Source organism: Marinifilum breve, from assembly GCF_003202155.1.
Lineage (GTDB): Bacteria > Bacteroidota > Bacteroidia > Bacteroidales > Marinifilaceae > Marinifilum > Marinifilum breve.
In genome coordinates, this window is record NZ_QFLI01000001.1 from 860,516 (window position 1) to 873,335 (window position 12,820).

At 40.7% G+C, this 12,820-nt stretch carries 7 protein-coding genes; all 7 read right to left on the reverse strand.

The window, feature by feature from the left end; genetic code table 11:
• Positions 1–378: 378 nt before the first annotated feature.
• Positions 379–1,863 (reverse strand): sulfatase, encoded by a 1,485-nt coding sequence (locus DF185_RS03530; protein ID WP_207784564.1) that lies wholly within the window; start codon positions 1,861–1,863, stop codon positions 379–381.
• A gap of 1 nt (position 1,864) precedes the next feature.
• Positions 1,865–4,006 carry a sulfatase family protein gene (locus tag DF185_RS03535; protein ID WP_110359323.1) on the reverse strand — a complete coding sequence of 714 codons (2,142 nt, stop codon included), beginning with the start codon at positions 4,004–4,006 and terminating at the stop codon, positions 1,865–1,867.
• A 442-nt stretch (positions 4,007–4,448) separates the two neighbouring features.
• Positions 4,449–6,101 carry a cellulase family glycosylhydrolase gene (locus tag DF185_RS03540; RefSeq protein ID WP_165835928.1) on the reverse strand — a complete coding sequence of 551 codons (1,653 nt, stop codon included), beginning with the start codon at positions 6,099–6,101 and terminating at the stop codon, positions 4,449–4,451.
• Between the two features lie 159 nt (positions 6,102–6,260).
• Entirely contained in the window at positions 6,261–8,006 is a 1,746-nt protein-coding gene (locus DF185_RS03545) for a glycoside hydrolase family 9 protein (RefSeq protein ID WP_165835929.1), read from the reverse strand.
• A 111-nt stretch (positions 8,007–8,117) separates the two neighbouring features.
• Positions 8,118–9,668, reverse strand: coding sequence for a sulfatase (locus DF185_RS03550; protein WP_110359326.1), 1,551 nt, complete (start codon positions 9,666–9,668; stop codon positions 8,118–8,120).
• A 1-nt stretch (position 9,669) separates the two neighbouring features.
• Positions 9,670–11,370, reverse strand: a complete 1,701-nt coding sequence (locus DF185_RS03555; protein WP_110359327.1) for a sulfatase family protein — start codon at positions 11,368–11,370, stop codon at positions 9,670–9,672.
• 5 nt (positions 11,371–11,375) lie between these two features.
• Positions 11,376–12,818, reverse strand: a complete 1,443-nt coding sequence (locus DF185_RS03560; RefSeq protein ID WP_207784565.1) for a sulfatase — start codon at positions 12,816–12,818, stop codon at positions 11,376–11,378.
• Between the last annotated feature and the right edge of the window lie 2 nt (positions 12,819–12,820).

A 12,820-nucleotide genomic window follows, 5' to 3' on the forward strand; every position in this document is an offset into this window, starting at 1 on the left:
TATCGCGCTAAAGTGCAAAAAAGAAGCTCATCTGAAAAAGGTAATTGCCAGCCTACTACAGAAATTCAAAGGCTTTTTTTTAGCTTTCACAACTAGTATATTTGAATACTCTAAAAGAAAATAGATGAACCAAAAACAGTAGTTTTTCAAGCAATTTTTCGGGAAGGAAACAACACTTGCCTAGTGATATTTTGAGTTTCAAATTCCCATAATTTGAGCCAAAGCGAAAATTTGGCACTCAATTTTTATGGGCATTCTTCCAAAAGTTTAATAGATACTAAAAAATTATTGGAACATGCCCACAAATCACAAAAATGAAAAACGCAGACATTGCTAGTTGCAATATCTGCGTTATTGTATTTAGAATTCTGTCCTGCGTCAATTCTGAACAAGTTTCACACTCTTTTGAAAATAGTCTTTGCTCAATTGCTCCATCTCCTTTCTTGCCGAAGTGTAAGCACTGTCATCAATCAGGTTGCGGGTTTCCAGAGGATCCTTTTTATAGTCGTAAAGCTCTTTGGCAACTATCATATCCTCGCCAAAAGGACCAATCTCCTCTTGTTTGAATTTGCTTTTGAACCACACCACATAACGGTAACGTTCATTTCTAAAAGCATATCCCATAAGATTCCCATTTCTGTGAAACTGACTCACGGCAACGTCTTTCACCTTTTCCTTTTCTCCACTCATGATGGGAAGCAGACTTGTTCCATCAAGTTTAGCCGGGGTATTTACACCACTTAAATCACAGAGGCTTGGAAAAATATCAACAAATTCGGTAGGTGAAGCATTGCTTCCCTTAAATTTGGAACCATAGGAAATAATTAGTGGAGAGCGTGTAGACTGCTCGTAATTGGTGTGTTTGCACCACATGTCATGGTCGCCCAAATGCCATCCGTGATCGCCCCACAACACCACAATGGTATTCTCTCTCAATCCCAAATCGTCCAACTGTTTCAACAACAGGCCTACTTGCTGGTCTATAAAGGAAACACAGGCATGATACCCATGAATCAACTCCACTTGTTTGCCGTCTGCAATCTTCCCTTTTTTGGGTACATCTTCATACAAACTTCTGATTTCCCAACCTGGCTGATAGGCAAAGCCTGGTGCATTTTCTGGTTTCTCCTGGAAAGGATGCACCTTAAAATCATTTCGATCATAGAGATCCCAGTATTTTTTGGGAGCCACAAAGGGCAAGTGTGGCTTATGAAAGCCTACAGCCAAAAAGAAAGGTTTTGACTGCCTGGACAATTGCTGCATCAACTCATTTCCCCTCATCAAAATCTTTCCATCAACAGTAATGCTGTCGGCAACATCTGGAGCTTCGGTACTAATTCGTTTTTTGGAATAGATCCATCCTTCTCCAATTGGGTTGGAACCTTCCAAAAGCTCGTAAGGCTCACTCCACGAAAGGGAATCATGATGTTGATCGACCGAGCGAACATCGAAAACCTTCCCCACCGCTGCAGTGCTGTATCCATTGTTCTTGAAATGCTGCGGAAGTGTGGTAATATCAGGATTCTTATCTCGAATGAATGTCTTCAGGTCATATATTTTCGAAAAATCAGGACGCATTCCCATTAGCAGACTGGCACGAGAAGGGCCGCACACCGCCTGCTGACAGTGAGCATTTGTGAAAACTACTCCTGTTTGTGCCAGGCGATCGATGTTTGGCGTTTGTATCAAACTGTCGCCATAACAACCCAACATGGGTTTTAAATCATCAATGGCAATAAACAGGACATTGGGGTGTTGCTGATGAGTTTCCTGTACTTTTTTGCTTTGACAGGATACCGCCAGCAAAGATGCCAATGCCAAAACGGATGCTGGTTTCATTGTAGAGTTAAAGAAGTTCTTCATATTAACTGATTTTCGTATTAAAAGGCTTACAAAATGAAGCTTTCCTTAGTTTCGACTCCCATTGTTCAAGCATGGTAAAATGCTCTTTTACTTGCTGATTGTATTTGGAGTCTCGAGCCAGATTGATGGTCTCTCCGGGATCATTCTTCATATCGAAAAACAAATGGTTTGAATCATTTCGATAAACGATCAATTTAAAGTCCTCGCTTCTTACCATTCGCCCGTTATCATTATTCACCTCAGACACTACAAAATCGCGAAGCTTTCTCTTCTTGCCTGCAGCCAGTTTTCGCATACTGATTCCACTGCAGTTTTCAGGCAATTTGGCTCCTGCAAAATCACATACAGTAGGTACGATATCCAAACAGGAGAGTAAATTCTCATGATCGATAACTCCAGATCTTAACTCTTTCGGATAAGAAACGATCATCGGCACACGGCAAGCCTCATCGTACAAATAGTTTTTGGTTACCGACTGGTGACTTGCACTTCCTTCTCCATGATCGGAATTAAATAACACAAGCGTATTATCGGCTTCTCCAGTTTCCTCCAAAGCTTGCAGTACACGACCAATCTCAGCATCCACTTCCTCTACCATCCTGTAGTATGCCCACAGGTAGTAGCGCCAGTCAGTCTCGGTCCATTCCCTCTTTCTGGGAACCTTCATCTTTAGAGGTTCCTCTAATATCACATTGAAATTTTCAGGCAAAGGAGGCAATTCATTCAATACGGAATCCAAATGTCTGTCCTTGTGATTCTTGTTGTGTCTCTTGATCCAATTACAGATGTCATGCGGCTGCAAGAAATTTACGGTAAGATAAAAAGGCTTGGATCTGTCCCTGTTTTGCAAATAGCCAACAGCCACACTGGAAACCGCCTGATCACCAAGGGTTCCTTTCCCTCCAATTCCCATGCACAATACCTTATCGAAACCGGGTATTTTCTCACCATAGGAATCAGGAATACCAACATGTAACTTGCCTGCAAACACCGTTTCATATCCTGCATCACGAAGTGAATGCCCCACAGTTTTTAGTCCTGAAATAATTGATCTCCCGTTCTTAATTACCCCGTGTTCACTGCTTGCCAATCCCGTAATCCAACTTGCACGTGTAGGAGAACAAACAGGATTTGGACTGTAACATTGACTGAAGGTAACCCCTTTGCCTGCCAATCGATCCAAGTTAGGAGTATTCAAATGTTTGTTTCCCAAAGCCGACAGGGTATTCCAGGTTTGCTGATCGGTACTTAAAAACAGAATGTTCGGACGCTTATCCTTTCTGATCTCTCCTTTTCTTCCTGACTGTGCAGCTCTTTTCTCAATGGAAACTTCGCCTATTTCAGGATAAGAAGCCTGATATTTGCTTTTACACTCCACATCGGCAATAAGAACACGCATCCCATTTATGGCAAGAAGCAATCGTCCATTGGCATCCACATAATACATCCAGGGAAGCATTCCCTCACCAATTTGCTCATAACAATGAACCTCAACGGTTTTTCCTCCAATTTGAATTGTTGTATCTTCCTTGTATCTGATGCTGTGATTTTTCTTCTCCTTATCCAGTTCATCGAAAAGCGTAAAGTTCAGTTCCTTTACTCCTTCCATTTTCATTCTCTGAACCGTATCAAGCAAGGTAAAGTTCAAACAGATGTCCTCTTTTTCATTTGTCAGATTGGAGCTCTGGTAGACACCAACGTCTTCCTTAAAACCTTTTCCCGGCGCTTTGATGTATTCAGTAGCAGCCTCCCAGTTCAAAGGAGTTCCATATTGATTGTTCCTGGCCTTGATGGCAACTTTGGTAAGGTGCATCCATTGCTTGTTCTCAGAAATGGCCTGCTCAACGCCATATTCTACTTTTCCCGAGTGATCTGCAACATTTCTGGTCACACTTAAATAGCCCGAAGCTTCACCTGGCTTTCCCCTAAAAGGCATCCAAATTCTCCAGCTTTGTTCCCAATTTCCCATGGGATTAAATGCCTCTTCCGGCAATATCACATCCAACTTACCCTCATCAAATAAGATTTGAGGCGTAATCTTCTTTCCCCACAAATTCTTATTTTTTGCCGATAAACCCATGGGAAGCAAAGCTGTTCCCAGAACGGTTAATGAAAATTGTTTTACAAAAACTCTCCGATCCATATCTGTTTGTTGTTTTTTAGTGCTATATAAAATGCAGTGGGTAATTAATTTTAGAGCTCTTTATCATCCTTACAAATAGCTTACAGTTGGATTAATTATTCCATCATATGACATATGATTACTCTTCAATATTCTTTTTGCTCAAGCCGCAGAGCTCTGACTCTTTCACTTTAAGTCCTGCAAGTAATCCAAGTACTTTAGTCACTTATAGTATTTTCCCACTATAAATCATACAAAACCTATTTTTTTGATTCTTCTATCTCAAAAATATTCCAATGATAGTGCATTGAAGTTAAAAATGCGTTCACGAAGGTTGGTTTTTGGTTCCTGCAATATCCCAAAAGTTCACTTTCAAAAATTGGGACTCTGGGACAACAAACAACTTTCCCCTAAAACAGAAGCGTTTTAGGGGAAAGCACAAACGATTGATATATAACCTAACTTATAATCCTGACTTTTTAACCAATTTGATACACTTGCGCCAATCTTCTCCCACAAAGTTCAAAAGGTAATAGCCATTCTGATAATTTTGCCCCAACAACAAACTCGACTTCGCAGGAGGTAAGCTTCCTTTTTGAACGGGTCTTCCCAATAAATCATTCACTTGAAAAGTGACTTTCTCACCACCATTCAGATTGGAATAGATATTGGTATGATTTGAAAAGATGGTTGGATAGACCTGTATGTTTACTTTTTTTTCTTCGGCAGGTGAAATGACAGCAGTTGGCACATCAGCCTCTTTTCGTTCCGCAGGATAAAGTCTGTCGTAATATTCCCCCAGAGAGATACAGAGGTAATCAAGCTGTAATGATTCCAATTGGTCAAGACCTGTCAGCTTGATCTGATTATCCTCTCCTGCTTCCATATCAAGCTTCACAAGAATCTTTCCCCATCCCTCACTATCCGCAGTTGACGGAAAGAATTCCTCCTCTTGCTCCGATACTTTATTTCCATTCTGATCCAAAGCAACAATTCTTAAAACCGCATTTTGCTCATCCTGATTTTTATATCGAATGGTCAAGCTATATTGATCTGATTTGGGGATATAAACACTATTCAAAACAGCCTGATCGCCATGCTGTGCGTTTGAATAAGTAAGATACTGTTCTCCCGAAACATTCTCAGCTTCGTCTACAATTTCCAGTTGTCCGCTTACATCAGCATCTTCCATTTCATATCGGGTCATTAAAACCTCAACCACATCCTGCTCAAAATATCTTGTGGAAGGATCATCTTTCTGCTCCTTCTCCCAGGGGCCAATTCCCTTGCTATTCAAATTGTACATGTTCCACAAGGAGGTTGAATAACCACGCTTTTCGGCCTGCATTCTTATCCAGGAAAGCCATCTTTTTCTATCGGCGTCAGGCGCCTGGTTGTCCACGCCATACTCTCCCAAATAAAGAGGTAAGACAATCGTTTGATGTCGCTGAGCCCAACTATTGTTTGCTTCCTCTACCTCGTCAAAAGCTTCTTCCACTACTGACCAATCTGCATCATTTACGCCATTTTCTCCCCAATGGGTTGTCACACCAAAAGTACCTTGCTTGGTAAAGCTTTTGGGATCGTAGTAATGAAAGGTACCAATCAGGTAGGAATCGCCAGTGGGAAATACATCGGCGTCAAAAGCATTAATCAAAGCTTTCCTTGTGGTAAACCCTTGTCCCGACACAATAACCAATCGCTCTTCATTGCCTTCCACTTTTCTTATCTCAGCAATACTTTCATGAATCATACTCTTTAAATCGTAGCCCTTGTGCGGCTCGTTCATGATTTCGAAAGCCAGCTTATCGGTAGGATATGAAGCAAATGCATGAGCCACCTGCGACCAGATTTTCTTCAGAGCAGCTAACTGATCATCGCGGTAATGCTCATTATAAAGGTGCAAAGGATCAATCACCGCGATCAGTCCATTTGCCAAACACATGTCTGCCGCCTCTTTTAAATCATCAATTCTATCGGCATCAACTGTATAATCGGGAGCTTGTCCCATATGAAGATTTAGCTTTCCCCCTATTCTACAATGGGTAAAATGATTTTCCTTTAAAAGCTGAAAATCATGATTGGAGTGAAAACGTCCTTCCATTTTGGCTGCCATAAAATTGGCTCCCCGGCCCATTTCCCGAACAAATTCAAAGGCCTTTGTCCTCTCTCCTTCCGTCTTGCTCTGGGCAAAAGAGGAGGACAGGAATAGAAATCCAATAAATAGCAAAAATAGTTTTATCCTTAGTCTTCTCGGTCGATACATGTTATAAATTTAAAAGTTATTGCTTAGTCCGCTAATCAGGAACACCAAGGGAGCATTCCAATTAATTGCGACTTCATTGGTAAGGTAACATTTGTATTCATCCTGATATCTTTTTGCTGAATACTTTGATGGAAATTGAAAGGCTGGTAGTTTCATATTGCTGGCACCACCAACCAAAAGACCTGGTACAGGCTCCTTTACTCCGTCTGCTGCAGAAATTCTATGATGCGGATATTTGGGATTCTGATTACCAAAACCAGTCACAAAACAGTATCCGGTTGCATTTCGTCCCAAAATATAGTCCAGGTTTGAATAAGCAGCATCATAATACATCTGTTTGCCAGTTAGTATCCATGCCTGCAGCAAAAGCATACCCTGATTGGCTGCAATGGCATTTGATCCCCACTTAAAGTGAGCCTCCTGATTTCCGAAAGCCGTTCTGTTTGGCGATTTTAAATAGGAGTCAACCAAAGCATCAGCCATTTTCAATAGTTTTCGATTTAAAATATGAAATTCCTTTCTATCTGAAAGGGGAATGCTTTCTCTGTTATTCAATAAGGAGTATATTCCAAGCATGGCTGTATTGCCCCAACTTGGTACCGCAATATGATGAATTGTTTTATAATAATTCATGGCATGATGAAGATACTCATTATTCTTCGTACTCAGGAACAGTTCACTTGCAGCCCAGGCAAATTCATCCTTAAGCTTTTTATTGTCATAAGCTCCTGTGTTAATATCCGGATCATACTTTTTATTGAGTTCTTCCTGTTCGTAAAAGGTCACAGGATATCTTCCTGCCCAGGCCCAGGCCTTTTCTGCAGCAAGCAAACATTGATCTGCAAACTTTGGGTAATCCTTTTTTAATACTCGATGAGACATGGCCATCACCGCAGCAAAATTCAATGTTGCAGCTGTGGTTTTTTGAACCACGTATCTTTTCCTGTTCTTTACCTTGTGCGGCATGTGTTCTCCGGCAAAGTTTGCTGTTGTTAGTTTATGATATACTCCCCCGTCATGCGGATCTTGCATACTCATCATCCATTTCAGATTATAATACACTTCATTTAGAATATCGGGAGTGTAGTCATTGGACTCGGGAATATTCATGCTCAAGGAATTGAAGCTTTGTTTTGAAAATTCATAGGCAGACATCAAGCTGTAACAGGTAATGCCTGAGTTTACCACATACTTGTTGTAATCGCCTGCATCATACCAACCTCCGGGAGCACTAATAGCAGTTCCGGCAGGTCTCTTTTTTGATGCAGCTGAGGGATGAATAAACACCACTGTATCCGGGTGGGCTAAAGGACGGTTCCATTCACCACCAAATTCTTTTGTTATCGGGAAGGCAGAACGCCAGTAATAATAGGCTTTTGATGTAGCCTGCAATACATTTTTGAAACAGTCTTTGGAAATGGTAAACTTACTTGATTTTCCACCTCCCGGAACTTCCAGATAGTATTCTCCCTCTTCCTGTAATTTTGAAAAATCAGCAATCAGGATCTTCTCACCAGAACTTTTCCAATAAGCTGCTTTTTCCAATTGCCCGGAGAATGCAATTTGATTGTTTGCAGTCCTGCGAATCAGAAAGTCTCCCTCATCCACAGCATGAACTGAAGCAATCTTTTCCACATTGGGCAAAAAACCAAGCTGATTTATATAAATATCCTCTCCACCTTCCTGCGCAAAAGTCAAACTGGGAAGTAGAAATAAAAAGAAGCAAAAACCCATTATCACATTCTTGTTTTTCATCTTTGAGTAATTAACCATTCTGTATTTCCTTTTAAAACCATTTCTTTATTGATAAAAATATCAACCCGCCGAATTAGTTGGAGGGGGATCAATCCGGCAGGCGATACCATTTTATCTGTTTTTAAAGTAATCCAAACAGTATTTCTCCATCTGCTTTTTTACTTTACTATATTTCTTATCATTTACAACATTTCTGGTCTCCAGAGGATCCTTCTCGTAATCGTAAAGCTCTTCAACAGATATTAAATCCTTTGAAAATTGTGATGGATTTCTAAACATGTTTTTCACCCAAACCACATAACGATACCTTTCCGATCTAAAAGCATAACCTTCTGCCTTTCCCCTTTGAAACTGACTCACGGCATAAGGTTTCACCTCCTTCTTAGGGTCCTTCAGTACAGGTAGTAAGCTTTTTCCATCCAGATGCTCCGGAGTTTCAATATTTGCCAAATCGCAAAGTGTTGGAAACAGATCCAGAAATTCAGTAGGTGTTTTGCATACTCCAGTATGATTCTCTCCATCGGCAATAATCATTGGACTACGGGTAGCCTGTTCGAAATTGGTATGCTTACACCAAATGCCATGATCGCCCAGGTGCCAGCCATGATCACCCCACAGGACAACAACAGTATTTTCTGTTAATCCCAAAGAATCCAAAGCATTCAACACCTTACCAACCTGTGCATCTATATAAGAAACCGCTGCATAGTATCCATGAATCATTTCTTTTTGTTTCTCAACTGGAATCAAATCAGATTCAATATCCGAAAAAGATTTCAAAGGAGGAATATCGGTATAGGAGCGCAACTCACCAGAATTGTGATAGGCTATAAGAGGTCCGTTCTCAGCTGCTTTCTGATATTTTGCCAATGGCATTTCCACTCTCTGGTACAAATCCCAATATTTCTTGGGAGCCACAAAAGGCAAATGAGGACGCTTAAACCCAACACCCAGGAAGAATGGTTCTTCCTTTTTGGAAAGCTTTTCCAAACGATCGATAGCCGATAAGGCCAACACGCCATCTACATAAGCATTGTCAGGCACATCGGCACATTCGGTAGTTGGCTTAACAAAGGAAATTGCATATTTGGTAATTCCATATCCTTTCTTGCCCATAGCCTCTGCTTCCTTACGGTATTTGGCTACTTTTTCCTTGGTCTCCGGCAATTGGTAATAGCCTAAAGCAGGCTCTCCACACTTATCGTCGTAATATTTATAATCTCCTTCAAAGGCTTGAGCTTCGCTCCACGATATTTTGTCATGGTGTTCATCCACACTTCTCTTGTCGTAGATTTTTCCCACACTGGTGGTGAAATATCCATTTTGTCTGAAGTGCTGTGGTAAGGTTAAAATATCGGGATTCATATCACGAATAAGTGTTTTCAAATCCCATACTTTTGTCTTATCTGGCTGTATCCCACACATAAGACTGGCTCTTGAAGGAGCACATACAGCTTGCTGGCAATGGTTGTTGGTAAATACTACCCCACGTTTGGCCAATCTGTCAATGTTAGGTGTTTTCACCAAATCATCACCATAGCAACCTAAAATGGGTTTCAAGTCGTCTACTGCAATAAACAGGACATTCTTTTTTTCCTGAGCTTGTCCCAACAATGGCAAGCTTGCCAAGGCCAAGGCCATGTATTTTTTTATTTTTTGCATTTTATTTCCTTATTTTATTCTCAACACTCTGTTTGTAACCAATACGAATTGCAACAGCATGTAAATATTCTCCTGCTTTCAATTGAATTGGCTTTTGATAAACCTGCCAATGCTTCCACGTATTTTTGCTTTTCCCATCACGGGTAATCTGGTAAGCCACTGATGCCCCTTTCGTTGCACAATGTATTTCATATGCATCACCAAGTTTTTCAAACGTAGGTTTGGCTGTAACAGGTTGATCCAGATTTGGCCACATTTGCCTTACCAGTTCTCCTTCCGGGATATATCCCTTATCTCCAACCGCTTTCTGCCAGATATCCAACTTTACAGACATCTTATCCATGATGGCTTTGTAATTTGGATCCTGAGCCAGGTTATTTAATTGAAAAGGATCTGCTTTCACATCATACAATTCCTCAGTTGGCTTACTGGTTCTAAAAAAGAGTTTTTGCTCCTTATTCAACTCTCCTTTAGCCTTCAAATCCAACAAACGATTCATCATATCCAATTGTCTACGATATTTGATATCCTTGTAATAGGACCATTCCGGATGAAAATTCTTCACATACAAGTATTGGGTATCGCGAACACTACGAACCATATCATAAAACTCATCCATTCTATCCTTGGAACCGTATATTTCAGTTCTCGGTTCTTTGGCTTTGTATGGTCCAAGGAAAGCCTGTCCCTGCATGTAGTCAGGAGCCCCAACTCCTGCCAGAGAAAGCACGGTTGGTGCCAAATCGACAAAGGATACCATTTCCCTGTTCACAACTCCTCTATGCTTTTGCTTTGGAAACCTGATTACCATAGGAACCTTCAGCCCGGAATCATAAATGGCTCTTTTCCCTCGTGGCAGAGGACCTCCATGGTCGCTATAGAAAAAAACAATGGTTTTATCCAACAAGCCATCCTCTTTCAACTGCTGCAGGATTTCTCCAACCTGTTGATCCATTTCACTAATGTTGGAGTAGTTGCAAGCCATGTCTTTTCGCACAATGGAATCTTCAGGAAAATAAGGAGGAAGAGTCGGAGCCTTTGGATCTATTCGTAAAGAATCGTTTTTCTTCTTCCAAATTTGTGATTCATGCGACACGTTCAAATTGAATACCGAAAAGAATGGTTTTCCTTTGGGTCTGTTTCGCCAATGTGCCTGCGTATCGTTTTCATCCCATGCCGTAATCGGTGCAGCGAACTGATAATCTGTCTTCGCATTATTGGTACAATAATATCCTGCTTTTCGCAGATATTCAGTAAAACACTTTACCTGAGAAGGGATGACTGCCGAATACTGAGGTACTGAGTTTCCTTTGGGATCTACTATACCCGTTTCCTTGTTATAATTCCCCTTGGAAATTCCTGTTATGTCTTTTCCGGTTCTCATGTTATGAGTTCCAAGGGAAACAGGATACATACCAGTAATGATAGACGATCGGCTTGGTGCGCAAACTCCTACCGTAGCAAAAGCATTGGTAAACAACACTCCTTCTGCAGCCAGCTGATCAATGACAGGAGTTTTTGCAGCTGAATCACCATAGCAACCCAAATTGGGACTGATATCTTCACAAGTAATCCATAGAATATTGGGTTGCTCATAGTGTTTCTCCTGTGAGTTTTGGTTTGCACCACACGAATGCAAAGCAATTCCTCCCAATAGAAACAACGACCAATGGTAAGTATTTTTAATCAGTTGATTTCTCATCTTTCTTATTCTGCTTCAACATATAGGTCCAGAAGATTTGACATTTTCGCCACTACTTTTTTCATTTTCGCTTGGTCAACAACGTTCACATTTTCTTCCGGGTCATTTTTATGATCGAATAGCATTCTCTCTGTAGTCTCGCCTTTTTTATTCTTCCATTCTGTATAAATGTATTGCTGAGTAATTGCGGTCCAGCCATCACCCATTTTAGAATACACCACTTCCTTCCATTTCTTTTTAGGATTCTTCAAAACAGGAACAAAACTTTTTCCCTCCAAATGATCAGGGGCATCAATTCCTGTTAAATCGCAAAAACTAGGGTATAAATCAATCAGCTCAACTAAAGAATTTGTTTCGTGACCACCTTTCATTCCAGGGGCTTTTACAATCATGGTCGTATTCAATGCCTTGCTAAAGTTACTGTGTTTACACCACAACGAGTGCTCTCCCAATTGCCATCCATGATCTCCAATTAAACATACAACTGTATTCTCATCCAGATTCAACTCTTTTAGTTTATCCAATACCTTACCCACCATGGCATCTACATAGCTAACACATGCATAATAACCTCGAATCACTTCCTTGGCTTTCTCATCGGTCAAATTCCCCTCTTTTGACGGAATATCTTGATAAGCTCTTAACTCCCACCAATTATGTAGAGATTGTTCCGGTGCATTTTCAGATGCATAGTAGTTCGTAGGCAGCTCAATTGAGTTCTTTGGATATAAATCGAAATATTTCTTTGGCGCATTAAATGGCAAGTGAGGTTTGATGAATCCCACAGTCATAAAGAATGGCTGTCCTGATTTCTTGAACTTCTTCAGTTTTTCAATGGCTCTTTTGGCAATCTTTCCATCAAAGTAATCCTCATCCTTCACCTCTCCAATTTCGAAAGAGTTTGCTCTCCCCTTATTATCCCTGCAAAGGGCAAGATTGTCTTTATTCTGGTAGTCACGCCAACCATCCGGATGATCTTTTCGTTTTTCTTCGTCAGTTGCGTGCCATGGTCTTTCGGTCCACCCTTCAACCATATCAAATCTGTGATGATATACTTTACCTAAACTTACAGTATAGTACCCATTGTCCTTAAAAGCTTTTTGAATAGGAACAATATTAGGCTCATCTTTCTCCACACTACTCTGGTTGTTGATATAACGAATCGCATTGGGACGCAGACCACTTAACAAGCTGGCTCTTGATGGACCACAAACCGGGTAGTTACAATATGCTTTTCTGAACAATGTACCCTCACTGGCAAGCTTGTCGATATTAGGCGACTTAATTTGAGTTTGTCCATAACATCCCAGTTGTGGACGCAAATCATCCACCATAATGAAAAGTACATTTTTCTTTTCTGCTTGTTCAGCTTTGTCTTTGGCCATAGACTGTGCAGGATTCATTCCTGCAACAGCCAAAAGCCCCATATATAGAAGTTTTTTTTTCATCT

What these genes read in the sequence shown, in the direction of transcription:
- DF185_RS03530 (WP_207784564.1), bottom strand. Translation starts at nt 1,863, where the DNA reads ATGAAGAACTTCTTTAACTCTACAATGAAACCAGCATCCGTTTTGGCA.
- DF185_RS03535 (WP_110359323.1), bottom strand. Translation starts at nt 4,006, where the DNA reads ATGGATCGGAGAGTTTTTGTAAAACAATTTTCATTAACCGTTCTGGGA.
- DF185_RS03540 (WP_165835928.1), bottom strand. Translation starts at nt 6,101, where the DNA reads ATGGCAGCCAAAATGGAAGGACGTTTTCACTCCAATCATGATTTTCAG.
- DF185_RS03545 (WP_165835929.1), bottom strand. Translation starts at nt 8,006, where the DNA reads ATGAAAAACAAGAATGTGATAATGGGTTTTTGCTTCTTTTTATTTCTA.
- DF185_RS03550 (WP_110359326.1), bottom strand. Translation starts at nt 9,668, where the DNA reads ATGCAAAAAATAAAAAAATACATGGCCTTGGCCTTGGCAAGCTTGCCA.
- DF185_RS03555 (WP_110359327.1), bottom strand. Translation starts at nt 11,370, where the DNA reads ATGAGAAATCAACTGATTAAAAATACTTACCATTGGTCGTTGTTTCTA.
- DF185_RS03560 (WP_207784565.1), bottom strand. Translation starts at nt 12,818, where the DNA reads ATGAAAAAAAAACTTCTATATATGGGGCTTTTGGCTGTTGCAGGAATG.